Raw genomic sequence first — 26,949 nt, 5'->3', positions numbered from 1 at the left:
TGTGAATGCCCACAAGCGGTGCGCTGGCTAGACTGCGGGAGCCGACCGATGGATGCCCTGATCAATGCCGCCGCTCGCGCCGAACTGGGCTGGCCGGTGGCGCGCCTGGAGGCGGCGCTGGCCACCCTGGAGGCCCACGGCGACCGGTTGAACGCCGCCCAAGTCCGGAGACTGAATGACCCGCCGTGCCCCGCGCGGGCACGGCGGCCCTAGTGGTCCGCCACCGCCACCCGCGCCTTGCCGCTGAACGGCGGGCGCGTCAGCCAGATCACGCTCATCAGTATCAGGAAGATCCAGCCCAGGGCGTGGAACAGCTCGTTGAAGCTGATCTGGTAGGCCTGCTGGGTGATCATCTGGTTCAGCAGGCTGGCGCCCAGCTGCGGATCGCCCTGGCCCAGCAGCTCCAGGCTGTTGCGCGTGCCGCTGTCGAACGTGGTGATGCTCTCGCTGAGCTGGGCGTGGTGCAGCACCGCGCGGCGGTCCCAGAGGAAGGTGGTGAGCGAGGCCGAGAAGCTGCCGGCGAGGGTCCGCAGGAAGGTCGACAACCCGGAGCCGGCGGCTATCTCGTGGGCCTCCAGGTCCGACAGCAGGATCACCGTGGTGGGCATGAAGAACAGCGCCACGCCCACGCCCATCAGCGCCTGCATCAGGGCGATGTGGCGGAAGTCGATGTCCAGGGTGAAGTCCGAGCGCAGGAAGCAGGTGGCGCCCATGGCGACGAAGGCCACCGAGGCCACCAGGCGCAGGTCGAAGTTGGCCGCGTAGCGCCCCACCAGCAGGCTCAGCAGCAAGGGCGCGATGCCCAGCGGCGCCGCCGCCAGGCCCGCCCAGGTGGCGGTGTAGCCGAGGTTGCGCTGCAGCCACTGGGGCAGCAGCAGGTTGATGGCGAAGTAGGCCGAGAACGACAGCACCAGCGCCAGGGTGCCGTAGCGGAAGTTGTGGTGGCGGAACAGCCGCAGGTCCACCACCGGCTCGTCCTCGGTCAGCTCCCAGATGAGGAAGGCCGCCAGGCTGATGACCGCCACCACCGCGCAGGCGATGATGAAGGGCGAGGAAAACCAGTCCTCGTCGTTGCCCTTGTCCAGCAGGATCTGCAACGCGCCGACGCCGATCACCAGGGTCGCCAGGCCGACGTAGTCGATGCGGGTGCGCTGCAGGCGTTCCGGGCGGCCGCGCATCTGCCGGCTGACCACGAACACGGCGAAGGCGCCGATGGGCAGGTTGATGAAGAAGATCCACGGCCAGGAATAGTTGTCGGTGATCCAGCCGCCGAGGATCGGCCCGGTGATGGGCGCCACCACCGCCACCATGGACAGCAGCGCCAGGGCGGTGCCGCGCTTGTGCGGCGGGTAGATGCTGATCATCAGGCTCTGGGTGATCGGGTACATGGGCCCGGCCACGGCGCCCTGCAGCGCGCGGAACAGGATGAGCATGCCCATGTCCTGCGATACGCCGCAGAGGAAGGAGGCGACCACGAACAGCAGCGAGCAGCCGATGAACAGCGGCACCTCGCCGAAGCGCCGGGAGAGGAAGCCGGTCAGCGGCAGGGAGATGGCCTGGCTGACGGCGAACGAGGTGATCACCCAGGTGCCCTGGTTGGCGCTCACCCCCAGGTTGCCGGCGATGGTCGGCAGCGCCACGTTGGCGATGGTGGTGTCCAGCACCTGCATGAAGATGGCCAGGGCCAGGCCGAGGGTGGTGAGGGCCAGGCTCGGCGGGCGGAATTCGGTGCTCATGGAAGGCGAACCTGGGGTGGGTCGTGAGGTGCCGGTGCTGCCGCCGGCCTGGGCGAATTCTGGAACCGGCGACAAATTGCTGTCAATGCAATTATTGACTTTGCGCAGATAAGCCGAAGCGGGTTTGGTACTCGCCGCCCGGGCCCGTATCATCGGCGCGAAATCCACCCGCAACGGACCGCGCCATGCCCAGCCCGCCCCAGGATCACCTGTTCGCCCTCACCGGCTCGCTGCAACCGGCGCGCCGCGCCTGGCAGCAGGCCGCCAGCCTGGTGCTGGCCGAGAGCGGCCTGTCGCTGGCGGTGGCCACGCCGGTGCTGCTGGTCTCGCGCATGGGCGACGGGGTGCTGCAGAACGTGCTGGCCGACTGCATCGGCGTGCACCCGGCGGCGCTGGTGCGCACGCTCGACCAGGCAGAAGCCGCCGGCCTGCTGGAACGGCGCATGGTGACGGGCAACCGGCGGTTGCGCGCCATCCATTTGCAGGATGCGGGACGGGAATTGGCCGAGCGCCTGGAGAAAGCCCTCAACGCCTTGCGCGCCGAAGTGCTCGGCAGCATCCCCCGGGAAGACGTCGAGACCGCCACCCGGGTGCTGCGGCTGATGGAGGAAAAGGCCCGCGCCTACGCCCAGCAGAAGCCGGGGGATGCCTAGGCTGCGGGCCCTGGTAACTTCACCTCGCCATTCCTACGAACACAGGAACGTAGGGCGCATAACCGTTCGCGGTTATCCGCCGTTGGCCGTGCCACCGGATAGTTCGGCGGGGCCAGTGAGTCCAATCGCAGACGGAGTCCGCTCCTACATCCTCCGGTAAACACAACGTCCGTAGGATGGGTTGAGCGAAGCGATACCCATCACCATGGCCGTATGGGTTTCGCAGGCTCAACCCATCCTACGAAAAGCACCCCGGCGCAGTGGGCAAGACAGTTGCTCCTACGCCCGTGCTTCCCAGGAACCGAGCGGACTCCGTCCGCCCTGCGTTCCTGCGTTCGCGGGCATGACGATTACGCCAGATTCGCCGCCCGCTCCGAACGGCCCCCTCATTCTCAGTCCCCCACATTGAAGCCCCCACCCCCGGCATGGCAGCATAGCGCCCCCAGACCCCGGCCCCACCGATCGGGACGTTCCATCTTGCGCCGTCACTCAGCACAGTACCGCCTCGCCACCTGGCTGGCCGTCATGGCCCTCGGGCTGCTGCTGTTCGCCCCGACCTTCTCGCGCACCCTCGAGGCCGTCGAGCATTCCCCGCCGCCGCAGGGCGCCTGGTGTTCCGCCCATGACATGGGGCAGATGCCCATGGACCACGGGGCGATGCAGCATGCCCCGGCCGGCGACCACGGCGGCATGGTCCACAACAGCCTCGACCCGGCCTGCGGCTACTGCACCCTGTTGCTCGACAGCCCGGCGCTGCTCTGGGCCATCGCCATGGCCCCGGCGCTGGGGCCAGTCAATGCCCAGGCGCCACCGCCGGCGCTGCCCCTCCCGCCCTTCCTGCACCTGCTGGACGTCCGTCCGCGCGGCCCGCCCCTGGCCTGATCCCGTTCCACGACACCCCGAACCCGCGCCCCTGGCGTGCGTGCCCCTGCGCGCATGCCTAGCCGCGCTCCCGTCGTCCTGAACAAGGATCATCCGGATGTCCACATCCCTGCGCCGGTGCGTTGCCTACGCACTGAAGCCCCCGGCCGCCCGCACCCTGCTCTGCGGCCTGGCCGGCAGCCTGTTGCTGCCGGCCCACGCCGAAACCGCCGCCGACGGCGACGCCCCTACCCGCCTGGCCGACGTGGTGGTCAGCGCCGAAGGCCAGCAGCCGCTGCCCGCCGCGCTGGCCAGCGCTCCCGCCGTGGTCGAGAGCCGCACGGCCGAACAGCTGCGCGAGAGCACCAACCTGGTCACTTCCGCCCAGGCCCTGAAGTACCTGCCCAGCATCGAGGTGCGCGAGCGCTTCATCGGCGACCGCAACGGCATCCTCGCCACCCGCACCACCGGCACCATTTCCAGCGCGCAGTCGCTGGTCTACGCCGATGACCTGCTGCTCTCCAACCTGCTCGGCAACAGCTACGCCTTCCCGCCGCGCTGGGGCCTGGTGACGCCCGCCGAGATTTCCCGCGTCGACGTGCTCTACGGCCCGTTCAGCGCGCTCTACCCGGGCAACTCCCTGGGCGGCGTGGTGACCCTGGAAACGCGCATGCCCACGCGCCCGGAATTCCACGCCTCGGTCACCGGCTCGCGGCAGGACTTCGACCTCTACGGCAGCCACGACGACTATGGCACCGGCAATATCAGCCTGGCCGCTGGCGACCGCCGCGGGCCGCTGTCGGTGTGGGTGTCCTACGACCACCTGGACAGCCAGGGACAGCCGATGAGCTACGCCACCGCCGGCCTGTCGAGCAAGGCGCCGGTGGCCGGCGCGCCCACGGCCGGCGGCGCCCACGCGGACAACGACCAGAACGGCAAGCAGCGCCTGGTGTTCGGCGGCTACTCCATCGACCACAGCCTGCAGGACCAGGGCAAGCTCAAGCTGGGCTGGGACCTGAACGACGACATCACCGCGGTCTACACCCTGGGCCTGTGGTCCAACGACTCCCACACCGGCGTCGACAGCTACCTGAAGGACGCCAGCGGGCGCACCCTGTACAACGGCACGGTCAACATCGACGGCCACTCCTACAAGGTCTCCGGCCTCAACCCCAGCCGCACCGACGAGCTGCACCTGCTCAACGGCCTGTCGTTCGCCAGCCACAGCGGCGGCCTCTTCGACTGGCAGGCCTCGGCCAGCGACTACCGCTACCTCGACTCCTCCACCCGCACCGCCTCCAACTATGGCCAGAGCCAGGCCGGCACCCGCCAGGTGCAGGACGGCACCGGCTGGCAGACCGGCGAGTTGCGCGGCATCTGGCGCCCCGACAGCCACGAGGTCAGCTTCGGCTACCACATCGACGACTACCTGCTGAAGCAGCGCACCTACCAGTTGGACGACTGGAAATCCGCCGGCAACGGCGCCAAGGTCGCGGCCTCCGGCGGCGAGACGCGCACCCAGGCGCTGTACCTGCAGGACGCCTGGCGGTTCGCCCCGCGCTGGACGCTGACCCTGGGCGCCCGCGCCGAACACTGGGAAGCCTTCGACGGCTTCAACCGCGACGCCACCACCACCCCGCAGCAGGTCCACTACGACGACCAGCAGCGCAACGACATCTCGCCCAAGGCGGCGCTGGCCTTCGACATCACCGACGCCCTGCAGACGCGCTTCTCCTACGGCCGCGCGGTGCGCTACCCGACCGTGGGCGAGCTGTTCCAGCAGATCAGCAGCGGCACCCAGCTGGTGCAGAACAACCCGGACCTCAAGCCCGAGGACGTGCGCTCCTTCGACTGGACCACCCAGTACGGCTGGGACCGCTACCTGCTGCGCGTCTCGCTGTTCCAGGAGGAACGCCACGACGCGCTGTTCTCGCAGACCGACACCAGCGTCAGCCCCAACCTCACCCGCATCGACAATATCGACCGCGCCCGCCTGCGCGGCATCGAGAGCGCGCTGGATGCGAAGGACGTCGGCCTGCCGGGGCTGGACCTGTCCGCCAGCCTGACCTGGACCCAGGCGCGAATCCTCGAAGACGCCCTGACCCCGGCCGCCGAAGGCAACGACTACCCGCGCATCCCGCGCTGGCGGGCGCGCCTGTCCGCCGTCTACCACCAGGATGCGCGGCTGACCTACGCCCTGGGCTACCGCTACGCCAGCGCCTCCTACGGCACCCTGCTGAACACCGACGACAACCACGACACCTACGGCGGCATCAGCCGCTACAGCGTGTTCGACGTCAAGGCCAGCTACCGCATCGACGAGCACCTGACCGCCTCGGCCGGGATCGACAACCTGGGCAACGAGAAGTACTACGTCAGCCACCCCTACCCGCAGCGCACGGCCTTCCTCGGCCTGAGCTACGACTACTGAGGCCCGCCATGAAACCAGCCAACCGCGCCGCGCTGTACCGCCTGATCTGGCGCTGGCACTTCTACGCCGGGCTGTTCTGCATCCCGTTCGTCCTCGCCCTGTCGCTCACCGGTTCCATCTACCTGTTCCGCCCGCAGATCGACGCCCTTCTCGACAGCCCCTACAACCAGGTGGACGCGGCCGCCGCGCGGCTGCCGGTCAGCGAACAGGTGCGCGCAGCCCTGGCCGCGGTGCCCGGCGCGCGGCTGAATGCCTACCAGTTGCCGGATGGCCCGCGCGACGCCGCGCAGGTCCTGGTCGGCAACGGCGAGGACCTGCGCCGCGTCTATGTCGACCCCACCAGCGCCCAGGTACTGCACCAGGTCGTCGAGGACCAGCGCTTCAGTCGCCAGCTGTTCCACCTGCACGGCGAGCTATTGATGGGTAGCACCGGCTCCTATCTGGTGGAACTGGCGGCCTGCTGGACGGTGCTGTTGCTGGTGACCGGCCTGTACCTCTGGTGGCCGCGCGGCACGCGCCTGGGCGGGGTGCTCTACCCGCGCCTGGGCCAGCGCGGCCGGCTGTTCTGGCGCGACCTGCACGGAGTGACCGGGTCCTGGGTGTCTCTGTTCGCCCTACTGCTGATATTGAGTGGCCTGCCCTGGGCGACCTTCTGGGGCGGCGCGCTCAAGGAGGTCCGCCAGTGGGCGGCGAAGCAGACGGTGCAACAGGACTGGACCACCGGCCGCGCCGAGGAGATGGCCCAGCGCCGCGCGCAGAACGCCGCCCCGGCGGACGAGCACGCGAACATGCCGGGCATGCACCACGCCATGCCCGACATGCCACCACCGACGCCGGACTACACCGCGCTGGACCGCATGTTGCCGACCGTGCAGGCGCTGGACCTGCCCTACCCAGTTCTGCTAGCGCCGCCTTCGGCCATGGCCCCGCAGTGGACCGCGCGTTCGGACGCGGCCAACCGCCCGCAGCGCGTCAACCTGGTGCTGGACGCGCAGACCGGTGAAGTGCTCAAGCGCGTGGACTTCGCCCAGCGCCCGCTGCTCGACCGCGTGATCGGCTATGGCGTGGCGGCCCACGAGGGCCAACTGTTCGGCGTAGCCAACCAGGCGCTCGGGCTGTTTACCACCCTGGGCTTGATCTGCCTGGCGCTCAGCGCCCTGGTGCTGTGGTGGCGGCGCCGCCCGCAGGGCGTGCTGGGCGCGCCGGCGGCCCTGGCGGGTGCGCGCTACCCGGCGCTGGCCTTCGTCGTGCTGGTGCTGCTGGGGCTGTACCTGCCGCTGCTGGGCGCCTCGCTGCTGCTGGTCTGGCTGCTGGAGCGCTGCCTGCTGTCGCGCATCGCCCCGCTCGCCCGCTTCCTCGGCCTGGGCGGCTACAGCGCCTCGGCCAGCGGGTAGAGCAGTTCTTCCTTGTAGCCGGCCCAGACCCGCAGCGCGTCGGGGAAACTCGCGTCCAGCTGCGGGTCGCCGCTGTCCACCAGCAGCGGCCGGCCTTCCAGGGTGCCGAGCTTGCGCTTGGTGGCCACCACCCGCAGGCGCTCCAGGCCGATGGCGCGCAGCACCCGCGGGCTGATCTGCTGGTTGCCGCGGCCGATCACGTGGCCCTGGCCGCCGATCACCGTCACCAGCAGCCAGCTGGGGTAGTCGTCCACCAGTTCGAACAGCTGCTGCTCGGTGACGTCGCGGGCGATCACCTCGCCGTTCTCGATCACGTCCACGCCCAGCAGCGTGGTCTCCAGGCCCAGTTCGCGGGCCAGGCCGTGCAGCGTCGAGCCGGGGCCGAAGACGTAGCGCACGCCGTCTTCCCAGGTGTCGCGCAGCCAGTCGGCGATGTCGGCCAGCACCAGCTCCTCGGTCTCCACCCCGGCCTGCTTGACGTGCTGCATGAAGCGGCCTTCCTCCGGCACCGTCAGCTCGGCGTACCAGCGCGCCGCCACCCGGCCCTCGCGCAGCGCCGCCTCGTCTAGGTCGCGCACCTCGCCCTGGGCCAGGCGCACCAGGCCTCCTTCCACCAGGCGCCGGGCCAGCTCGCCGGCCGCCCGCGGGCTGACCGCGTAGACCCCGGAATGGATTTTCACCCCGGCCGGGATGCCCAGCACCGGCTGGCCCTCGCGCGCCACCGCGGCGACGTCGCGGGCGGTGCCGTCGCCGCCGGCGAAGAGGATCAGCGCCACCCCGGCGTCCTGCAGCAGGGTCACGGCGCGGCGGGTGTCCTCGGCGCTGGTGCGCTCGCCTGCCAGTTCGCCGATCACCTCGAAGTGGAAGCCCATCTCGGCCAGCAAGTCGCCGCCCATCGGCCCCGGAAAGGTGAGGAAGCGCAGGCGCTCGCGCAACGGCAGCAGCACCTCCAGCGCCTGCCGGGTGCGCTCGGCCGCGCGCGGCGCGGCCCCCAGCGCCAGGGCCTGCTCAGCGACGCCGTCGCTGCCCTTGAGCGCGGCGGTGCCGCCGATACCGGCCAGCGGATTGACGATCAGGCCCAGGTGAAATCCGTCCATACTCAACCTCAAAGGACTTTCCCACGGATACCAGGTCCGGGAGGGACCGGCTCATAACAAGCATTCACCGCCCCGCCGCCCGGCTCGCGCCCGCGGCCATGGCGGTCGTTTCGCCCGGCGCGCGCTGTCACCGGGACTTCATGTGATTCTGCCTAGACTGCAGCAGCTTTCGATGAGGAGTTTGGCCATGAGCTCGCACCCCACCCATGACAACGCCCCGCGTCGCGAACCCCCGCGTCCCGCCCCGGACCAGCCGGTGGGCGGCTCGATCATCGACGCCCAGGGCCGCGAGATACCCATCACCGAAGACATGATCCAGCGCGCCTGCCGCGAACTGGAAGGCAGTTGCGTGCAGAAGCGCGCGCGCTGACCCCTCCGGCCCGCCGCCCTGGCGGGCCCTTTCCCCTGTCTACTCGCCGACGCGGTTGGCGCCCAGCGCCTGGACCAGGCGTTCCAGCGCCGGCGCCTCACCCTGGATGTCCACCCACAGGCCGGTGATCTCGCGGCGCGGCGGGTAGTGCTTGCGCAGCGCGTCGAAGGCCTCGCGGCGCGCTTCGGCGCCGCCCACCAGGCTACGCCGGAAGGCCGCATCGTCGCCGCGCGGGTCGTACACCGCGCGGCACAGCAGGCCCAGCGCCCAGTCCGGCGCGCAGTCCTCGCCCAGGCTCAGTTCCATCAGCCATTGCGCCGGCAGCAGGTCGTCCAGCTGCACGCTGGGCTCGATGCCGCGCCAGGCGCAGAAGGCCTCGTAGATCTGCGCCGTGCCGCGCAGCTTGCCGTCCAGGCTGTAGCCGGCGATGTGCGGGGTGGCGATGCGGCATAGCTGGGCCAGTTCGGGGTCGGCCTGGGGCTCGCCTTCCCATACGTCCAGCGCCACGTCCAGGTCGGCGCCGCTCTCCAGGCGCTGGCGCAGCGCCAGGTTGTCCACCACCGCGCCGCGGCTGGCGTTGAGCAGCCAGGCGCCGGGGCGCAGGTGGGCCAGGCGCTCGGCATCGATCAGGTGGCGCGTCATGTGCGCGCCCATGCTGGTCAGCGGCGTGTGCAGGCTGATCACGTCGCATTCGTGGACGATCTCTTCCAGGCTGACGAAGTCGCCGCCCTCGGCGGCCTGCCGCGGCGGGTCGCACACCCGCACGTCCCAGCCCAGGCCGCGCAGCACGTCCACCAGGCGCCCGCCGACCTGGCCGGCGCCGACCACGCCGTAGCGGCGCTTGCCCAGGTCCGCGCCGTGGGCCTCGGCCAGCGCCAGCAGGCTGCCCAGCACCCAGTCCACCACGCCGCGGGCGTTGCAGCCCGGCGCGCTGGACCAGGCGATGCCGGCCTCGGCGAAGTAGCCCAGGTCCAGGTGGTCGGTGCCGATGGTGCAAGTGCCGACGAAGCGCACCGCGCTGCCCTGCAGCAGCTCGCGGTCGACCTGGGTCACCGAGCGCACCAGCAGCACCTCGGCGTCGCCCAGGGTGGCGCGGTCGATGGCGCGCCCGGGGACGCGGCGGATCTCGCCCTGGGCGCCGAAGAAGGCCTCGGCCAGGGGAATGTTCTCGTCGGCAAGGATGCGCATGAGGAAAGCTCCTATTGGGAAAGCTCCTACGGATGATTCCCGCCACTTTACCAGCGCCAGGCCCAGGGGTCGCGGCCCGCGTGCGCGGCGCTTTCCTGACCCTACCGTCAGGCGATAAACTGGCCGGCTTCCCCACGTACGCTCAGCCAAGGACAGCCGTGACTGCCATTGCCCAGCCCGTCTCGCGCGGACGGCGCCTCGCCACCGAACTCAGGGAGCTGCTCACCCTCGCCGCGCCCATCATGATCGCCCAGTTGGCCACCACCGCCATGGGCTTCGTCGACGCCGTCATGGCCGGCCGCGTCGGCCCCCGCGACCTGGCCGCGGTGGCCCTGGGCAACTCCATCTGGATCCCGGTGTTCCTGCTGATGACCGGCACCCTGCTGGCCACCACCGCCAAGGTCGCCCAGCGCTTCGGCGCCGGCGACCAGCCCGGCACCGGCCCGCTAGTGCGCCAGGCACTGTGGCTGGCGCTGCTGGTGGGGCCGCTGGCGGCGGCCGCGCTGTGGTTCCTTTCCGAGCCAATCCTGCGGGCGATGAAGGTCGAGGAGGCGCTGATCGAACCCAGCCGCTTCTACCTGCGCGGCATCGCCTGCGGCCTGCCGGCGGTGGCCCTGTACCACGTGCTGCGCTGCTTCAGCGATGGCCTGGGGCGCACCCGGCCGAGCATGGTGCTGGGCGTCTGCGGGCTGCTGCTGAACATCCCACTCAACTACGTGCTGATCTACGGCCACCTGGGCGTCCCGGCCCTGGGCGGCGCCGGCTGCGGCTGGGCCACCGGCGCGGTGATGTGGTTCATGCTGCTGGGCATGCTGGTGTGGGTGAACAGCGCCCGGGTGTACCGGCCCAGCGCCCTGTTCGCCCGCTGGGAGCGGCCCGACCGCAGGGTGATCGGCGGCCTGGTCGGCGTCGGCCTGCCCATCGGCATCGCCATCTTCGCCGAGTCGAGCATCTTCTCGGTGATCGCCCTGCTGATCGGCGAGCTGGGCGAGAAGGTCGTGGCCGGGCACCAGATCGCCCTGAACATCAGCGCCCTGGCCTTCATGATCCCCTACGCCCTGGCCATGGCGGTGACCGTGCGCGTCGGCCAGGCCCTGGGCGCCAGCCGCCCGCGCGACGCGCGCTTCTCCGCCGGCACCGGGATGGCCACGGCGCTGGCCTGGGCGGCCATCTCGGCCAGCGCCATGCTGGTGTTCCGCGAACACATCGCCGCGCTCTACACCCGCGACCCCGAGGTGCTGACGCTGGCCGCCGCGCTGCTGGTGTACTCGGCGCTGTTCCAGTTCTCCGACGGCCTGCAGGTCACCGCCGCCGGCGCCCTGCGCGGCTACCAGGACACCCGCGCGGTCATGCTCATCACCCTGTTCGCCTACTGGGGCATCGGCCTGCCGGTGGGCTACAGCCTCGGCCTCGCCGACTGGCTGCAACAGCCCACCGGCCCGCGCGGGCTGTGGGAAGGCCTGATCGTCGGCCTGACCTGCGCGGCGATCCTGCTCGGCATCCGCCTGGCGCGCAGCGCGCGGCGGCATATCAGGTTGCAGCAGATGCGCGGGGCCTGAACCCGAGCCGCCGTGTAAGCCCGTGGCAGAGCGGTTAGACTCCCAGGCCTCCCCTTCCAGGCCAAGGAGCCTTGCCATGAGCGACGCCACCGTCACCGCCAGCCACGCCGGCATTCCCTACCAGGTCAGCCTGTCCGACGGCCTGCACCAGTGGCTGGCCGACGAGCCCGCCGAGCTGGGCGGCGGCAACCAGGGCCCGGGGCCCTTCCAGTTGCTGCTGTCGTCCCTGGGCGCCTGCACCGCCATCACCCTGGCCATGTACGCGCGACGCAAGCAATGGCCGCTGGACGGCATCCAGGTGCAGCTCAGGCTTAGCCAGGAGAAACCCGGCAACAGCCGCATCGCCCGCGACATCGGCCTGAACGGCGCGCTGGACGACGCCCAGCGCCAGCGCCTGCTGGAGATCGCCAACGCCTGCCCGGTGCACAAGCTGCTCAGCGGCGAAATCCATATCGACAGCCAACTGGTGTGACGCCGCGCTGAAGCCCCTCAGGGCTCGTCCGCGCCGCTCGGCAGGCAGCCGCCGGTCATGCTGGGCAGCACATCGTCTCGGCGAATCAGGCCGTGGAACAGCGCGGCCGCCAGGTGCAGCAGGATGGTCACCATCAGCAGGTAGGCGATCACGCTGTGGGCGCTGCGCAGCAGGCTGTGCAGCCACACCGAGGGGTCGACCAGGGCCGGCAGCTCGTGGCCCTCGAACAGCACCACCGGGTAGCCGCCGGCCGACTGCATGGTCCAGCCCACCAGCGGCTGCAGGATCAGCAGCGCGTACAGCAGGTAGTGCGAGGCATGGGCCAGGCGCTGCTGCCAGGCCGGCATTTCCCGCGGCAGCGCCGGCACCCGCCGGCTCAGGCGGATGGCCAGGCGCAACAGCACCAGCACCAGAAGCGCCGCGCCCAGGGGCTTGTGGATCGCCACCAGGGTGGCATGGGCGGGCGAAGCGCTGGCGACCATGGCCAGGCCGATCAGCAGCATGGCGATCACCAGCGGCGCCATCAGCCAGTGCAACACGCGCAGCGGCAAGGGGAAATAGCGGGGTGCGGCTTTCACGGCTGCGGCTCCTTGGCCGGCATGGCGGCCTGCTCGCGGGTACGTCGGTTGAAGGATTCCGAATAGGCCGCCGAGCGCGCGCTCAGCAGCGGGTCGTCCGAGGCGCGGATGCCGTCGGGCAGGATCAGCGGGTCGTAGTTGACGTCCTGGCAGGGCCCGCCCTGCTCGGGCAGCGCGCGCTCGATGACCAGTTCGCCGGCATCGATGCTGCGGCGCTGCGCCGGCCAGGGCTGGGTGGCGTCGGCGGTGGAGTCGCCGGGTTCGCCGAGGGTCAGCAGCAGGCGCCATTTCAGCGGCCCCTGGGCCAGGCGCTGCTGCAGCTCGGCGGTGAGGAAGTCGGCCTCGCCGCGCTGCTCGGCGCTGATCGGCTGGTAGGCTGCCTCCGGCTGCACCGACCAGCGCACCGGGTGCTCGCGGCCCTGCCCGTCCACCAGGAGGAAGGCGTTGAGGCCGTAGTAGGCGCTGTTGGCATAGCTGGACGAAGGCGTGGAACTCTTCACCCAGGCGCGGAAGGCGGCGGTTTCCGGGTGCGCCTGGAAGAACGCGGCCAGCTTCGCCGGGTCGGGCTTGCCGCTGCCCGGCTGCGGCTGCGAGGCCTGCTGCAGCGCGTAGAAGCCCTGCACGCTGTTCACCACGAACACCGGCATGGCGTTCATCCCGGTGCGCCATTCCCCGCCGTGCCCGGGCAGGAAGCGCAGGGCCAGGCTGCGGATGGGCGCGGCGCCGTCGCTGGCGGCCGGGTTGCCGCCGGGAATCGCCAGGCGCCCCACCACCGGCACGCTGCCTTTGGCGAACACCGCGGCGCGGGAGACTTCGCCGCCGGCGCCGTTGCTGTCGAAATGGCCGACCACGCAAAGGCCCTTGGCATGGTTGCGGCGGTAGGCCGGGTAGACGCCGGCGTTCTGCTCCAGGCTGTCCACCAGGCGCGCCGGGGTCAGGCGCTGCGGGCCTATCCAGCCGGCGGCATAGGCGAAGGCGGCGGCCAGGCCGCCCACCGCCAGGGCGATGGTCGCCAGGCGCAGGGGCAGGTTCGGCGGCGCCGAGTCGGGTTGGGTCATGGGTAGGTCCTCATTGGGCCAGGTTCGATGAGCCCGTACGACGTACCAGGCGCCGGGTTATTCCCGGCAGCGGAAATTCGCCCGAAAGCCGACCGGCGGTGGAATAAACTGCGCGGGGATTCGTCCCACCGGCTCGACGAACCACGGAGACGGCCGACGGCCACGGCGCGATGAACGAACTGGATGACCAGCAACTGCACGAACTGCTGCCGCGCCTGCGGCGCTTCGCGCTGTCCCTGACGCGCGAGGCGGCCAGCGCCGACGACCTGGTCCAGGCCACCCTGGAAAAGGCCCTGTCGGCCTGGGGCGGCAAACGCGGCGACGGCGACCTGCGCGCCTGGCTGTTCGCCATCCTCTACCGCCTGTTCGTCGACGGCCAGCGCCGCGCCCGCCGCTACGCGCGCATCCTCGCGCTGTTCGGCGGCGCGGAAGAACGCAGCCCCTCCACCGAGGACATCGTCAGCGCGCGCTCCACCCTGGAGGCCTTCGAACGCCTGCCGGCCGAACAGCGCGCCCTGCTCACCCTGGTCAGCGTCGAGGGGCTGAGCTACCGCGAGGTCGGCGAGGCCCTGCAGATCCCCATCGGCACCGTGATGTCGCGCCTGTCGCGCGCACGCCAGGCCCTGCGCGCGCTCAGCGAAGGCAGCAGCGGCGCCCCTTCCCTACGGGTACTCAAATGAGCGAACTGACGCCTACCGAAAGCGACCTGCACGCCTACCTCGACGGCCAGCTGGACGCCGAGCGCCGGCAATGGATCGAAGCCTGGCTGGCCAGCCACCCGCAGGAGGCCCGCCGCGTCGAGCAATGGCGGCAGGACGCCCAGCACCTGCGCGCCGCCCTGGCCAGCCGCGCCCTGCCGCCGGCCGGCCCGGCGCTGGACCCGGCGCGCATCCGCCGCCAGCTGCGCGAACGCCGCCGCGCCCGCCTGGCCACCGCCGCCGCCCTGCTGCTGGCCCTGGGCATGGGCAGCCTGGGCGGCTGGCAGGCCCGCGAAATGAGCCTGGTCAGGCACGGCAAGCCGATGGAGGACGCGGTGCAGGCCTACCGCCTGTTCGCCGCCAACGGCAGCAGCGCGCCGCTGGACACCCGGGCCGGGGAGAACGTGCGCAACTGGCTCGGCCGCTACCTGGAGAACGCCAACCTGCCCGCCGACCTCGACCGCCTGGGCCTGCGCAGCGTCGGCGCGCGCCTGCTGGCCACCGAGCAGGGCGCGGCGGCGCTGGTGATCTACGAGGATGCCCAGGGCCATCGCCTGAGCTTCTTCATCCGCCCGCCGGGCCCCGGCCACCTGCTGCTGCCCCACGGCCAGCGGCAGGACGGCGAGCTGCTGACGCGCTACTGGAGCCAGGGCGACTACAACTATGCGCTGGTGAGCCGCAGCGATAATCCGCAGGGGGACCAGGTGGGGCAGTTGCTGGGGTTCTGAGCCAGGCGCCGAATCGCGGACAGCGTCCTCCTACTCCCGCCGGCGAACGGTTATTCGCCCTACGAAGCTGGAAGCAAGAGCGGTAGGGGCAACTTGTCTCGCCGGCTGCGCCAAGGCGCTTTTCGTAGGATGGGTTGAGCTTGCGAAACCCATGCGGTTGCGCTGATGGGTATCGCTTCGCTCAACGCCATCCTACGAAAAGCAGTGCCTCCTGGAACCGTAGGACTCCGTCCGCGATTGCCCCCGGCCGCCCCCGAAAACTATTTTTACGCGATCCCGAAGTCTCGTTCGTTTCGTCAGATGCCAATGCAACTGATTCGCATTTTAAATGCGACGAAACTTCAGAAGAGAGCCTTCGATGACCACCCACGCCCGACGCTCCCCCCTGCAACGCCTGTGTGCACCCGCCAACCTGTCGCTGCTGGCGCTGTCCGTCGCCCTGGCCGCCGTGCCCGCCGCCGGCGTCCAGGCCGCCGAGCCCAGCAGCCAGGCCCAGGCCGGCTACCGCTTCGCCATCGAGCGCCAGCCCCTGGCCGGCGCGCTGAACGCCTTCAGTTCGGTCACCGGCTGGCAGGTTGCCCTGCCAGCGGAGCTGGCCAGCGGCGTCACCTCCCCCGGCGTCAGCGGCCGCCTGGGCGCCGAGCAGGCGCTCAAGCGCCTGCTGGCCGGCAGCGGGCTGGACTATCGACAGGTCTCCGAGCGCAACGTCGTGCTGTTCCGCGGCCCGGGCGCCCGCGCCATCGAACTGCAGCCGCAGACCGTCACCGCCACCCGCCAGGCGCAGAACGTCAACGAAGTGCCGAACACCGTCAGCGTGCGCAGCCGCACCGACCTGGACCGCAACAACGTCAACAGCATCAAGGACCTGGTGCGCGACGAACCCGGCGTCAGCGTCGGCGGCACCGGCCAGCGCTCGGGCATCACCGGCTACAACATCCGCGGCATCGACGGCGACCGCGTGCTGACGCAAATCGACGGCGTCGAGATTCCCGGCTCCTTCTTCAACGGCCCCTACGCCCAGACCGAGCGCAACTACGTCGACCCGGAGATCGTCAAGCGCGTGGAAATCCTCCGCGGCCCGGCCTCGGCGCTGTACGGCAGCAACGCCATCGGCGGCGCGGTGAGCTACTTCACCCTCGACCCGAGCGACATCATCAAGGACGGCAAGGACGTCGGCGCGCGCCTGAAGGCCGGCTACAGCTCGGCCGACGACAGCTGGCTGACCTCCGCCACCGTCGCCGGCCGCCACGACGACTTCGACGCCCTGCTCCACGTCAGCCAGCGCAACGGCCACGAGACCGAGTCCTACGGCAGCCACGGCGGCACCGGCCTCTCCCGCACCGAAGCCAACCCCGAGGACGTGCGCACCACCAACGTGCTGGCCAAGCTGGGCTGGAACTACGCCGAAGGCTCGCGCTTCGGCCTGACCTACGAGCACTACAAGGACGACGTCGATTCCGACCAGAAGAGCGCCTACGGCGGCCCCTACTCCAACGGCGCGCCGGCCCTGCCGCCGAGCATCCTGCCCGGCGGCATGTACCAGTGGCGCAAGGCCAGCGACACCATCACCCGCGAGCGCTTCGGCCTGGACCACCAGTTCCTGCTCGACAGCGCCCTGGCCGACCACGCCAAGTGGACCTTCAACTACCAGGTGGCGAAGACCGACCAGGGCACCGAAGAGTTCTACTACCCCATGACCCGCCAGGTCCTGCGCACCCGCGACACCCTCTACAAGGAACGCCAGTGGGTGTTCGACCTGCAGCTGGACAAGAGCTTCGAGCTGGGCGAGACCGACCACCTGCTGACCTACGGCACCAACCTCAAGCGGCAGAAGGTCACCGGCTACCGCGAAGGCAGCGGCACCTGCCTGGCCGTGGGCCGCGGCTGCACCGCCGTGGGCGCCAGCAGCGCCAGCGACGCCCTGGCGCGCAGCAGCGACTTCCCGGACCCGACCATCGACACCTACGGCCTGTTCGCCCAGGACGAGATCCGCTGGAACGCCTGGACCTTCCTGCCCGGCCTGCGCTACGACTACACCCGGCTGAAGCCGCACATCACCGAGGAATTCCTCAACACCGCCGATCAGAGCGGCGACGGCGAGGTCAGCAGCGAGGACAAGACCTGGCACCAGCTCTCGCCCAAGCTCGGCGTGACCTACGCCTTCGACGACAACTACCTGTGGTACGGCCAGTACGCCCAGGGCTTCCGCACCCCGACCGCCAAGGCGCTGTACGGCCGCTTCGACAACCCCACCAGCGGCTACCGCGTCGAACCCAACCCGGACCTGGACCCGGAGCGCAGCCAGAGCTACGAGACCGGCCTGCGCGGCACCTTCGACGTCGGCTCCTTCGACGTCTCGGTGTTCTACAACAAGTACCGCGACTTCATTAACGAAGACGCCATCACCGCCGGCTACAACGAAGTCACCTTCCAGAGCAACAACATCAAGCACGCCATCATCAAGGGCGTGGAGCTCAAGGGCCGCCTGGAACTGGCCCCATTCGGCGCGCCGCAGGGCCTCTACAGCAAGGGCTCGGTGGCCTACGCCTACGGCCGCAACAAGGACACCGGCGAGCCGCTCAACAGCGTCAACCCGCTGACCGGCGTGTTCGGCCTGGGCTACGACGCGCCCAGCCAGGTCTACGGCGGCCTGCTGAACTGGACCCTGGTCAAGCGCAAGGACCGCGTCGACGACACCACCTTCAACGCCCCGGACGGCACCAGCAGCCAGTTCAAGACCCCCGGCTTCGGCATCCTCGACCTGACCGCCTACTACAAGCTGACCGACGACCTGACGCTGAACGCCGGCGTGTACAACCTCACCGACAAGAAGTACTGGCTGTGGGACGACGTGCGCGGCTACGACAGCGTCGGCGAAGCCTCGGTGCTGGCCCCGGCCAACCTCGACCGCCTGACCCAGCCGGGGCGCAACTTCTCGGTCAACCTGGTGTGGGATATCTGAGGTAAGCGCTCTTCGTAGGATGGGCCGAGCCTGCGATACCCATGCGGTCATGGCGATGGGTATCGCTTCGCTCAACACCATCCTACGGAGTGTTGCGGGTGCCGACGGTGCAGGAGCGGACCTTGTCCGCGATAGCCGGAACCACCGGCGCGATTCGCGGATAAGATCCGCCATGCGCACCTCCGGATTCACCTGTAGGAGCGCGCCCTGCGCGCGAAATCGCGGGCAGGGCCCGCTCCTACAGGGGAACCTCTCATCCGTTCTTTACGTTTTTCCCTCTCTCGTTCGTCTCGTCTTCTGTGAATCCATCGCTCAAGGAACCTGCTGCATGACCACCCTGGAAGCCCCCGCCCTGCGTTCCCAGCGCCTGAACCTGGCGACCCACGCCCCGCACCAGCGCCTGGACGCCGCGGTGAAGGCCCACGATCCCTTCGCCAGCCGCGAGAACTTCACCCCCTTCGTCGTCGCCCAGTACCTGTTCCAGTCGGAACTGCAGGCGCTGTACCAGGACGCCGAGCTGGGCGCGATCTTCCCCGACCTGCCCGAACGCTGCCGCGCCCGGCAGGCGAAGGCCGACCTCGCCGACCTCGGCGCCCAGGTCCCGGCGCCGGTGGCCGGCGCCCTGGCCAACCCATCCCGCGCCGAGGCCCTGGGCTGGCTGTTCGTCTCCGAGGGCTCCAAGCTCGGCGCCGCTTTCCTGATCAAGCGCGTGGCCGCCCTGGGCCTGGACGAGAACTTCGGCGCCCGCCACCTGGGCGAGCCGGCCGGCGGCCGCGCCGAAGGCTGGAAGCGTTTCACCCGCACCCTCGACGGCCTGGCGCTGAGCGCCGAGGAAGAACGCGCGGCCGAGGCCGGCGCCCTGGCCGCCTTCGAGCGTTTCGGCGCCCTGCTGCAGCACGCCTACGAGCATGCCGCCGCCCACGCCTGACGCGGTGATTGACGCGCATCCCGGCACCCGCCAGGATGCGCCTTTCGCCCCCGTCGCTGCCGTCCCGATGTCCCAGCCCGCCCGTTCGCGCACCGTCCGCCTGCTCTATGCCCTGCTCGCCTACACCAGCCTGGGCGTGGGCATGGTCGGCCTGGTGGTGCCCGGCCTGCCGACCACCGAGTTCGTCCTGCTGGCGGCCTGGGCCGCGGCCAAGAGCTCGCCCAGGCTCAGCGCCTGGCTGGAGAACCACCGGCTGTTCGGCCCCATCCTCGCCAACTGGCGCAACGGCCGCGCCATCGCCCGCCGGGCCAAGGTCGCCGCCAGCCTGGCGATGCTCGCGGCGCTGGCGATCATGCTGCTCACCCTGCCCCACGGCTATTGGCTGTATGCGGTGGTGCTGGGCATGGCGATCGGCAACCTGTGGATCTGGTCGCGGCCGGATGATCGACCGGCGACGGGGTCGGGGCGGAATCCGTAGGGTGGGTAAAACCTGCGCGGTGCTCGCCGGTGACCATGGTGTTGCCGGTTGCTCCGTTCCCTCTCCCTAACCCTCTCCCTGAAGGGAGAGGGGACCGTTGGGCAGATGCTGATAGTTCGGCGTTAGCCGGCTAGCACAGTGATTACCGGCTGAAACCATTCCTTATCTCGGCACGGACAAGCCCCCTCTCCCTTCAGGGAGAGGGCTGGGGAGAGGGCGCTCTCATACCCAACACCAGCGCAACCGGGAAACTCCATCCGCAAGCAAGTCCCCTCGCCCCCCACAAAAAGCAAATCCCCCCCAACGGAGGTATGCTGAAAACCTACCCCAACCACTCGAGCCACCACCATGTCCACCCCCGCCAAACCCACCAGCAAGGTCGACCAGCTCCTGGCCGAGGCCCAGCAGCGCCGCGAAAGCAGCTACCGGGAAAAGGCCCTGAAGATGTACCCCTGGATCTGCGGGCGCTGCGGCCGCGAGTTCTCCGGCAAGCGCCTGAGCGAGCTGACCGTGCACCACCGCGACCACAACCACGACAACAACCCCGAGGACGGTTCCAACTGGGAGCTGCTGTGCCTCTACTGCCACGACAACGAGCACCAGCGCCAGGTCGACGCCCACTACCAGGGCAACGACGCCGGCGCCAGCGGGCCGAAGGTCACGCACAAGGCCCTGGCCGGGCTGGCCGCGTTGCTCAACAAGGACTCCTGAGCGCGCCTGTTGCCTTGCGCGGCGTTTCCTGCGAAAACGGCGCCCCGAAACGGCCCGGCCGGGCCGCCACCTGCGACAGAGGCACAGACATGAGCGACGAACTGCGTATCGAGGACATCCGCCCGGGCGACGGCAAGGCGGTGGTCAAGGGCGCGCTGATCACCACCCACTACCGGGGCACCCTGGAAGACGGCACCGTCTTCGACTCCTCCTACGACAAGGGCCGCCCCTTCCAGTGCGTGATCGGCACCGGACGCGTCATCAAGGGCTGGGATATCGGCCTCATGAACATGCGCGTCGGCGGCAAGCGCAAGCTCTTCGTGCCGGCGCACCTGGCCTATGGCGAGCGGCAGATCGGCGCGCACATCAAGCCGAACTCCAACCTCATCTTCGAAATCGAGCTGCTGGAAGTGCTGACCCGCGACGACTGAACGCGCCTCGCCTCAGGCCGTGGACTGCACCGACATGAGCCTGGCGCGCTGGCGCAGCAGGTTGGCGTCCACCGCGTCCAGGGCATCGATGAAGGCCACGGCGAAGGAGCCCGGCCCGCGGCTGGCCGCCTCGGCGATTTCCGCGGCCACGGCGAAATGCACGTGGGCCGCCGCCAGGGCGGTGAAGGCGTCCACCGCCACCGCCGTGTAGGCCGCCACCAGCGCGCCCAGGGCGCAGCCGGAGGCGGTCACCCGCGGCAGCAACGCGCTGCCGCCGCCGATGCGCAGCAGGCGCGGCACGGCGCTTTCGCGGCTATCGCCGACCCAGCCCAGCAGATGGTCCACCGCGCCCGAGGCCGATACCGCCTGGCAGTTGCGCAGCAATTCCACCGCCGCCGGCACCGCGCGGGCCGGGTCATCGGAGCTGTCGAAGCCCGGCGCGCCCTGCCCCAGTCCGGCCAGGCCGATGATTTCCGAAGCGTTGCCGCGCACCACCGCCGGGCGCTGCTGCAGCAGCTCGGCGGCCACTCCGCCGCGCCAGGGCAGGCCGCCGGCGCCGATGGGGTCCAGCACCCAGGGCGTGCCGTGGACCACCGCCGAACGCACCGCCTGGCGCATGCCCTCCACCTGGGCGCTGGTCGGGGTGCCCAGGTTGACCAGCACGGCGCCGGCCACGCGGGCGAAGCCGGCCGCCTCCTCAGGGTTGTCGACCATCGCCGGCGAGGCCCCGGCGGCCAGCAGCACGTTGGCCATGAAGTTGGCCGACACCACATTGGTCAGGCACTGCACCAGCGGCCGCGCGGCGCGCAGTTCGGCATGGGCGGCGATGATCGAATCCAGGCTGGGCATGAACCTGGCGGGCGCGGCGGTGGACATGGGGCGGCTCCGGGAGGGCGGCGGAAAGTGCGCCTAATCTACCCGTTCCGCGCCGCGCCCTCTATGGCTGCGCCGTCCAGGGCGTGGCCGCGCCCGCCTCCACCTGCAGCGACAGATAGTGCACGCCGGCCAGCACGCCGCTCTGGCTGTTGCCCATCAGCGCCAGCCACTGCTGGTCGAAGGCGTCGTTGAGGTCCTTGCGCAGCTGCGCCTCCAGTTGCGGGCGCTCGCGGTCGCGAGACAGCGCGGTGAGCCCGGCGCTGCCCAGCGACAGCACCGTCCCCGCCGCTTTGCCCACCGCCGCGGCGATGGCGCCGACGGCGCCGCTGACGGTCACCTCGCCCAGCAGTTTCTCGCTGGTGCGCCGGGCCACGGCGGATACGCCCTGGTCCGGCTCATCCACGTCCACCCCGGTGCGCGTCGAGGCATCGTGCACCCGGGCGATCAACGCCTGGTAGGCCGGCAACTGGTCCAGGCGCTTCGCCTGCAACAGCTGGTACAGCGAGGCATCCCGTGTGGCGGGTGGGCCCAGGGCGATGGCGGGGATGGCCTGCAAACGCTGGTCCAGCTGCGCGCGCGGCACGCCCAGGCGTTCGGGGATGGCGTCCAGCTGCCCGGCGAGGGCCTGCACGTAGAAACGGGTGGCGGCCTCCATTACCGCGGCGGGGTCGACCTGCCGCGCCACCGGTTCGAGCACGCGGCGCTGGTACTGGCCCTGCAGGTAGACGGACAGGCGGCTGACCGCCGGGCTCTTCTGGCTGTCGCCGAGCTTGTACCAGGCCACCCGCAAACCCAGCCACTGCTGCGTCCAGTAGCCGGAGAACCAGGGGATGAAGTCGCTGTCGGTGCGCTGGTAGACCAGGTCCATCCAGTTTTCCATGGCGCCGCGGGCATAGTCCTCGGCCTTGTCGGCGGCGGCCATGGAGGCGGAGGCGATGTCGCGGTCCACCTGTGCCCAGGTGGCCGCCGTCACCGGCGCCAGCGGCTCGGCGGCCTTGTGCCCGGCGCAGGCCGCAAGCGCCAGCAACGCCGCCAGCAACAGGCAGCGCAGCGGTCGCCAGGCTGTCGCTCGGCTGGCCATCGACTATCCCTCCGCCACGGGCGCTGCCGGCGCGGGAAAGTCGCCGGCGCCCTACTTCACCTTATCCGCAGCGCCGCCGCAGGGGCTGGCGGCCGGACGCACGGCAGGCGTCAGTCGAAGGCCACCGCGGCGCTGGGCAGCACGTCCAGGCGCGGGGCGAAGCTGCTCATGCGGCTGAACACTTCGTTGTGGTGGGCGATGATCTGCTCGGCGCGCAGCACGCGGTTGTCCAGGGTGCTGTGGGCGTCGCCGGCCAGCACCACGTCGTAGCCCTCGGCCAGGGCGCGGCGCACCGTGGTGTCGACGCAGAAGTCGGTCTGCATGCCGCAGATCACCAGGCCGGTCACGCCCAGCTTGCGCAGCAGGGCATCCAGTTCGGTGCCGTGGAAGGAGTCGGGCGTGGTCTTGCGCACCCGCGGGTCGCCATCGGCCACCTGCAGCGCCGGGGCCAGCTGCCAGCCTTCGCTGCCAGGGCGGAAGTCGCCCTCGGGCTCCTCGTGCTGGACGAAGATGACCGGCAGGCCGAGGTCGCGGGCGCGGCGGCCCAGGCCGTTGATGCGCTCGACCACGCCTTGGTGGTCGAAGCAGGCGTCGGCGCCGCCGCACAGGGCGTGCTGGACGTCGATGACGAGCAGGGCGACGGACATGGTGGAACTCCCCGGTAGCGATGGAAAAGGACCAACGATAGCCGGCGGCGGCGGGGCCTGCCAGCGCCGCGTCAGGACGGCAGCTGCTTGCGCATGGCCCTGGCCAGTTCGGCGGCACCCTCCTCGTCCAGGCGCCCGGCCGCGCCGCGAACGTCGTCGGGCACCTTGTTCTGGCTGAGCTTGGACTTGCCGACCAGCTCGTGGATCTGCACCTCGATGCCGACCACCCTGGCCAGCATCCCGGCGATGAATTCCGGGGTGGAGTCGGCCATGCGCCAGGGCCGCGCCTCGCCGGCCTCGTGGGTACGCGTGAGGCGGCCCACCAGGCCGCGGACGAAGCGCTCGTCGTCGACCACCCGCAGGGTGCCGCGCACGTGCACCACCTGGTAGTTCCAGGTGGGCACCTGCTCGTGGCTCAGGTGCTTGCTGGGGTACCAGTTGGGCGAGATGTAGTGCTCCGCGCCGCGGAACACCACCAGCACCTCGCTGCCATCGGCGTGCTGCCACAAGGGGTTGGCCCGGGCCACGTGGGCGCGCAGGCAACCCTCTTCGGGGAGCAGTTCGAAGGGAATGTGGTCGGCGTCCAGCCCCCCGCCGCTGCCGTGCACCAGCATGCCCAGCGGGTGGGCCTGGATCAGGCGGTGCAGCGCGTCGATGCGGGTCTCGCGGAAATGCTCGGGCAGGTACATGCCGTTCTCCGGGTACTGGGAAGGCCCCCATGATGCGCGGGGATTGGTCCACTACAAAGAGCCATTTCCCCTTCGCCACAGGGAGCCATTCCCCGGCGGCCCGTCATTCGCGGGTGATGCCCGTGATGGTGATGCCATACAGGCGCAGCAACGCATCGGTCGCGTCGCCCTCGGGAGTCTCGTGGGCGGCGCCGTACTCGCCCTTCTCCAGGTTGCGGCGCGCCCACTCCAGCAGGTAGCGCTCCGCCTCCTGCATGCTCGGCTTGTGCGCGGACGGCATGGACAGGACGCTCGTGTTGTTGTCCTTGTGGTAACTGATCTTCCAGCGTGCCATGGGCCTCTCCCTCTCGAAGCATGGGTATCAGGGTAAGAAGCGCATGCGCCGCCAGGGTTCAAACCGATCGATCGCCTGCCGCCCGGCAGGCCCCGGGCAACCGCTGGCGAAACTTCTTCGAACCATTCGGCCACGTGGCCTTCCCACTACATGTGCGGGCCGATGACGGTTCGCCCATTCAGTGGAAACCAACCCTGAGGAGTTCATCATGACTTCGAAGAGCAGCAACCCCGGCAACTTCGCCAACGACCGCGAGAAAGCCTCGGAAGCCGGCAAGAAAGGCGGCTCCCGCAGTGGCGGCAACTTCGCCAATGACCGTGAAAGAGCCGCGGAGGCCGGCCGCAAGGGTGGCCAGCACAGCCACGGCGGCGGCAGGAGCTAGGCCGCGGCCCTGAGCTGGCCCGGCGGAGCTCCAGGTTCCGCCGGGCTTCTTCATGAAGCGCCTAGCCGTGGTGGTCCCGCTCGCCGTCCAGCGGCAGCGCCACGCCCGCTCCCCCGCCACCACCGAGGCCGCCGCCCAGGCCGCCCTTGCCTGGCCTCCCGAGGCGCTGAAGGTTGGCGCCCGGCGTAAACAGGCTAGCCGTTGGGCAGTGTAGCCCCGTGCCCCGTCAGAGCGTCGGGTCCCAGCGCTGCGACCAGTCCGGGTCCTCGCGCACCAGCTCGCGCAGCAGCGCGAAGGCCTGCTGCAACTGCGCCGAATCGCGCTCGCGGGAATACACCAGGTAGGTCGGGTAGCTGAACTCCGGGGCCCGCGGCACGCGGCGCAGTACGCCCTTGTCGAGGTAGCTCTGCACCACCCGCGTGCGGAAGTAGCCCGAGCCGCCGTTCTCCAGGATGTACTGCAGCGCCAGCGGCCCGAGGTTGAAGGCCACCGGCGCGCGGGCCTTGTCCGGCAAAGCGCTGTCGTGCTGCTGGCGGAAGCCCTCGCCCCAGTCGATGTACACGTAGGGCTCGGGGTTCTTGGCGCGCACCAGGATGAGCTTCTCTTCCAGCAACTGCTCCACCTGCATGCCCGGCCAGTAGTGCGGCTGGTACACCAGCGCGGCGTCCAGCACGCCCAGCTCCAGCTGGCGCAGCAGGGCCTCGCCGCTGCCGATCTCGGCGCGCACCGCGTAGCTGTCGATGGTCTGCCGGATGCGGCTGACCCAGCGCAACATCAGCGGGTTGCACAGGCTCACCTCGCCGCCGATGTGCAGCACGTTGTCCACGCCCTCGGGCAGCGGCAGGTCGCGCTGCGCGGCTTCCCAGGTCTGCAGCATCTGGTTGGCGTAGATGATGAAAGCCTCGCCGTCGGCGGTCAGGCGCGCGCCGGCGCGGTTGCGCACGAACAACTTGCAGTTGAGGTGGCTTTCCAGCTTCTGGATGCGCGCGGTGATGGCCGTCTGGGTGACGTGCATGCGCTCGGCGGCGGCGACGAAGCTGCCGTGGCGGGCGATTTCCAGGAAGGTGCGGGTGAGGTCGATGTCCATGCTGTGGGGCGGGGCTGGGGGGCGGGTGGCGGCATTCTAAACCAGGGTGGGGGGACTGCTGGGGGAATGACGGTGGTTTTTTCCGGTGGGGAATGGTGTTGGGTGAAGGTCCGCAACCCTCTCCCCCCGCCCTCTCCCTGAAGGGAGAGGGGGCTTGGCCGTGCCTGCGGGAAGAATGGCCTACGCCGGATACTTTCGTGCTTGCCGGCTAACGCCACAACATCCGAGCACACCGAACGGTCCCCTCTCCCTTCAGGGCGGGGCGCGCAGCCGAGGGTTAGGGAGAGGGTGCTCTGCCTTGGCACCGAAGCCCCGGGGAGCCCCTTCAGCTCACCCGCCGATACCCACCCAAGACCCCGCGCCGCGACAGCACCCACTGCCACAGCTGGATATCCCTCGCCCGGAAGGCTCCCGCGCAGGACAGCAGGTAGTAGCGCCACATGCGGTAGAAGCGCTCGCCCAGTTCCTCGGCGAAACGCGGCCAGCTGGCCTCGAAGTTGCGCGCCCAGGCCATCAGCGTGCGGTCGTAGTCGGCGCCGAAGTTGTGCAGGTCTTCCACCACCAGCAGGCCGTCGGCGGCGTCGCCGATCTGGCCGATGGAGGGCAGGTCGCCGTTGGGGAAGATGTATTTGTCGATCCAGCGGTCCGGCACGCTGCGGCGCTGGTTCTTGCCGATGGTGTGCAGCAGGAACAGGCCGTCGTCGTCCAGGCAGCGCGCCGCGACTTCCATGAAGGTGCGGTGGTTCTTGCGCCCGACGTGCTCGAACATGCCGATGCTGACGATGCGCTCGAAGCGCTCGTCGAGGTCGCGGTAGTCCAGCAGGCGGAACTCCAGCGGCAGCCCGGCGTAGCGCTTGCGCGCCCATTCGCACTGCTCGCGGGAGATGGTCACGCCCACGCATTCCACGCCGTAGCGCTCGGCGGCGAAGGCCATGAAGCTGCCCCAGCCGCAGCCGATGTCCAGCACGCGCATGCCCGGGCGCAGGTCGAGCTTGCGGCACACCAGGTCGAGCTTGGCCTCCTGGGCCTGGGCCAGGTCCTCGGCATCCTTCCAGTAGCCGCAGGTGTAGGTCATGCGCGGGTCGAGCATGGCGGCGTAGAAGTCGTTGCCCAGGTCGTAGTGGCGCTCGCCCACCGCCCAGGCGCGGTTCGCCGTCTGCAGGTTGCACAGGCGCGCCTGCAGGGCGTGGAAGATCAGCGAGGCCGGGCTGACCTGGTCGACCACGCCGCTGCGCAGCAGGCGGGCGAAGAACTCGTCGAGTTGGTCGCAGTCCCAGTCGCCGTCCATGTAGGCCTCGCCAAGGCCGAGGTTGCCCTGGGCCAGGGCGCGTTGCGGCACGCTGGGGTGGTTCAGGCGCATGTCCCAGGGCTGGTGGCCGTCCAGGCCCAGGCCGGCCTGCTCGAGTAGCGAGCGGGCGAAACGCTGGGCACGGCTGTCGGCAGCCGCCGGGGTCGGGCGGGAGGTGGAGAGCTCGGAAGGCATGGTGTTTCCCTTGTGTTTTCTAGATATCCGTTGACGC

General features: G+C 70.2%; 27 protein-coding genes and 1 pseudogene. 16 read left to right on the top strand and 12 right to left on the bottom strand.

Annotated elements, in window-relative coordinates:
- Positions 1-48 precede the first annotated feature (48 nt).
- Positions 49-213: a hypothetical protein gene (locus FG99_RS32215; protein ID WP_009620319.1), complete on the top strand. Its 165-nt coding sequence runs from the start codon at positions 49-51 to the stop codon at positions 211-213.
- Here the strand turns inward: FG99_RS32215 and FG99_RS23960 are convergent.
- On the bottom strand, positions 210-1,736 hold the full coding sequence (locus FG99_RS23960; RefSeq protein ID WP_043272631.1) for a DHA2 family efflux MFS transporter permease subunit: 1,527 nt from the start codon (positions 1,734-1,736) through the stop codon (positions 210-212). The genes FG99_RS32215 and FG99_RS23960 overlap by 4 nt on opposite strands.
- Before the next feature lie 185 nt (positions 1,737-1,921).
- Between FG99_RS23960 and FG99_RS23955 the strand changes: the two genes are divergently transcribed.
- The 4 genes from FG99_RS23955 to FG99_RS23940 all read left to right on the top strand — a co-directional run bounded on the left by FG99_RS23955 (position 1,922) and on the right by FG99_RS23940 (position 7,075).
- The gene (locus FG99_RS23955) at positions 1,922-2,389 is read left to right on the top strand and encodes a MarR family winged helix-turn-helix transcriptional regulator (RefSeq protein WP_043272630.1); all 468 of its coding nucleotides are present in this window, start codon (positions 1,922-1,924) and stop codon (positions 2,387-2,389) included.
- Positions 2,390-2,866: 477 nt separating this feature from the next.
- The gene (locus tag FG99_RS32535) at positions 2,867-3,271 is read left to right on the top strand and encodes a DUF2946 domain-containing protein (protein WP_168187688.1); all 405 of its coding nucleotides are present in this window, start codon (positions 2,867-2,869) and stop codon (positions 3,269-3,271) included.
- A gap of 97 nt (positions 3,272-3,368) precedes the next feature.
- A complete protein-coding gene (locus tag FG99_RS23945; RefSeq protein WP_043272628.1) occupies positions 3,369-5,681 on the top strand; it encodes a TonB-dependent receptor in 2,313 nt (770 codons plus the stop codon).
- 8 nt (positions 5,682-5,689) lie between these two features.
- A complete protein-coding gene (locus FG99_RS23940; protein ID WP_043272627.1) occupies positions 5,690-7,075 on the top strand; it encodes a PepSY-associated TM helix domain-containing protein in 1,386 nt (461 codons plus the stop codon).
- Here FG99_RS23940 and FG99_RS23935 read toward each other — a convergent pair.
- Positions 7,051-8,172: an ATP-NAD kinase family protein gene (locus FG99_RS23935; protein WP_043272626.1), complete on the bottom strand. Its 1,122-nt coding sequence runs from the start codon at positions 8,170-8,172 to the stop codon at positions 7,051-7,053. The genes FG99_RS23940 and FG99_RS23935 overlap by 25 nt on opposite strands.
- 187 nt (positions 8,173-8,359) lie before the next feature.
- On the opposite strand from FG99_RS23935, the gene FG99_RS23930 reads away from it, so the two are divergent.
- Positions 8,360-8,542: a PA1571 family protein gene (locus FG99_RS23930; protein ID WP_009620307.1), complete on the top strand. Its 183-nt coding sequence runs from the start codon at positions 8,360-8,362 to the stop codon at positions 8,540-8,542.
- A 39-nt stretch (positions 8,543-8,581) separates the two neighbouring features.
- Here the strand turns inward: FG99_RS23930 and pdxB are convergent, their stop codons facing one another.
- Positions 8,582-9,730, bottom strand: coding sequence for a 4-phosphoerythronate dehydrogenase PdxB (gene pdxB / locus FG99_RS23925; protein ID WP_043272625.1), 1,149 nt, complete (start codon positions 9,728-9,730; stop codon positions 8,582-8,584).
- A gap of 158 nt (positions 9,731-9,888) precedes the next feature.
- On the opposite strand from pdxB, the gene FG99_RS23920 reads away from it, so the two are divergent.
- Positions 9,889-11,289, top strand: a complete 1,401-nt coding sequence (locus FG99_RS23920) for an MATE family efflux transporter (RefSeq protein WP_043272624.1) — start codon at positions 9,889-9,891, stop codon at positions 11,287-11,289.
- A 76-nt stretch (positions 11,290-11,365) separates the two neighbouring features.
- Positions 11,366-11,761, top strand: coding sequence for an OsmC family protein (locus FG99_RS23915; protein WP_043272623.1), 396 nt, complete (start codon positions 11,366-11,368; stop codon positions 11,759-11,761).
- 17 nt (positions 11,762-11,778) lie between these two features.
- On the opposite strand, the gene FG99_RS23910 is transcribed toward FG99_RS23915, so the two are convergent.
- Positions 11,779-12,339, bottom strand: a complete 561-nt coding sequence (locus tag FG99_RS23910; protein WP_043272622.1) for a cytochrome b — start codon at positions 12,337-12,339, stop codon at positions 11,779-11,781.
- Complete coding sequence (locus tag FG99_RS23905; protein ID WP_043272621.1) at positions 12,336-13,397, bottom strand: catalase family peroxidase; 1,062 nt, start codon at positions 13,395-13,397, stop codon at positions 12,336-12,338. The genes FG99_RS23910 and FG99_RS23905 overlap by 4 nt, the downstream gene beginning before the upstream one ends.
- A gap of 170 nt (positions 13,398-13,567) precedes the next feature.
- Between FG99_RS23905 and FG99_RS23900 the strand changes: the two genes are divergently transcribed.
- The 7 genes from FG99_RS23900 to FG99_RS23870 all read left to right on the top strand — a co-directional run bounded on the left by FG99_RS23900 (position 13,568) and on the right by FG99_RS23870 (position 20,333).
- Entirely contained in the window at positions 13,568-14,077 is a 510-nt protein-coding gene (locus tag FG99_RS23900) for a sigma-70 family RNA polymerase sigma factor (RefSeq protein ID WP_043272620.1), read from the top strand.
- Positions 14,074-14,823, top strand: a complete 750-nt coding sequence (locus FG99_RS23895; RefSeq protein ID WP_043272619.1) for an anti-sigma factor family protein — start codon at positions 14,074-14,076, stop codon at positions 14,821-14,823. The genes FG99_RS23900 and FG99_RS23895 overlap by 4 nt, the downstream gene beginning before the upstream one ends.
- Before the next feature lie 358 nt (positions 14,824-15,181).
- Positions 15,182-17,785 (top strand): TonB-dependent receptor, encoded by a 2,604-nt coding sequence (locus FG99_RS23890; RefSeq protein WP_051879179.1) that lies wholly within the window; start codon positions 15,182-15,184, stop codon positions 17,783-17,785.
- Positions 17,786-18,113: 328 nt separating this feature from the next.
- The gene (locus tag FG99_RS23885) at positions 18,114-18,713 is read left to right on the top strand and encodes a biliverdin-producing heme oxygenase (RefSeq protein WP_043272618.1); all 600 of its coding nucleotides are present in this window, start codon (positions 18,114-18,116) and stop codon (positions 18,711-18,713) included.
- Between the two features lie 67 nt (positions 18,714-18,780).
- Complete coding sequence (locus tag FG99_RS23880) at positions 18,781-19,191, top strand: YbaN family protein (RefSeq protein ID WP_043272617.1); 411 nt, start codon at positions 18,781-18,783, stop codon at positions 19,189-19,191.
- Between the two features lie 348 nt (positions 19,192-19,539).
- A complete protein-coding gene (locus FG99_RS23875) occupies positions 19,540-19,902 on the top strand; it encodes a YajD family HNH nuclease (protein ID WP_009620259.1) in 363 nt (120 codons plus the stop codon).
- Between the two features lie 89 nt (positions 19,903-19,991).
- On the top strand, positions 19,992-20,333 hold the full coding sequence (locus tag FG99_RS23870; protein ID WP_043272616.1) for an FKBP-type peptidyl-prolyl cis-trans isomerase: 342 nt from the start codon (positions 19,992-19,994) through the stop codon (positions 20,331-20,333).
- A 12-nt stretch (positions 20,334-20,345) separates the two neighbouring features.
- Here FG99_RS23870 and thiM read toward each other — a convergent pair whose 3' ends face one another.
- The 5 genes from thiM to FG99_RS23845 form a co-directional block, all read right to left on the bottom strand.
- Positions 20,346-21,209, bottom strand: coding sequence for a hydroxyethylthiazole kinase (gene thiM / locus FG99_RS23865; protein WP_009620255.1), 864 nt, complete (start codon positions 21,207-21,209; stop codon positions 20,346-20,348).
- Between the two features lie 61 nt (positions 21,210-21,270).
- Positions 21,271-22,290 carry a hypothetical protein gene (locus FG99_RS23860; protein ID WP_051879177.1) on the bottom strand — a complete coding sequence of 340 codons (1,020 nt, stop codon included), beginning with the start codon at positions 22,288-22,290 and terminating at the stop codon, positions 21,271-21,273.
- A 110-nt stretch (positions 22,291-22,400) separates the two neighbouring features.
- Positions 22,401-22,937, bottom strand: coding sequence for a cysteine hydrolase family protein (locus FG99_RS23855; protein ID WP_009620251.1), 537 nt, complete (start codon positions 22,935-22,937; stop codon positions 22,401-22,403).
- Positions 22,938-23,008: 71 nt separating this feature from the next.
- Complete coding sequence (locus FG99_RS23850) at positions 23,009-23,626, bottom strand: FMN-binding negative transcriptional regulator (RefSeq protein WP_043272615.1); 618 nt, start codon at positions 23,624-23,626, stop codon at positions 23,009-23,011.
- 103 nt (positions 23,627-23,729) lie between these two features.
- Positions 23,730-23,960 (bottom strand): hypothetical protein, encoded by a 231-nt coding sequence (locus FG99_RS23845; RefSeq protein ID WP_009620247.1) that lies wholly within the window; start codon positions 23,958-23,960, stop codon positions 23,730-23,732.
- A 232-nt stretch (positions 23,961-24,192) separates the two neighbouring features.
- Between FG99_RS23845 and FG99_RS23840 the strand changes: the two are divergent.
- A pseudogene (locus tag FG99_RS23840) lies at positions 24,193-24,342 on the top strand (general stress protein); the annotation flags it as partial.
- A 226-nt stretch (positions 24,343-24,568) separates the two neighbouring features.
- On the opposite strand, the gene FG99_RS23835 reads toward FG99_RS23840, so the two are convergent.
- Positions 24,569-25,429, bottom strand: a complete 861-nt coding sequence (locus FG99_RS23835) for a LysR family transcriptional regulator (protein ID WP_043272614.1) — start codon at positions 25,427-25,429, stop codon at positions 24,569-24,571.
- A 325-nt stretch (positions 25,430-25,754) separates the two neighbouring features.
- Positions 25,755-26,912, bottom strand: coding sequence for a cyclopropane fatty acyl phospholipid synthase (gene cfa / locus FG99_RS23830; protein WP_043272613.1), 1,158 nt, complete (start codon positions 26,910-26,912; stop codon positions 25,755-25,757).
- Between the last annotated feature and the right edge of the window lie 37 nt (positions 26,913-26,949).

The organism is Pseudomonas sp. AAC (assembly GCF_000725445.1).
GTDB lineage: Bacteria > Pseudomonadota > Gammaproteobacteria > Pseudomonadales > Pseudomonadaceae > Pseudomonas > Pseudomonas citronellolis.
This window is presented reverse-complemented; position numbering and strand designations above follow the sequence as displayed.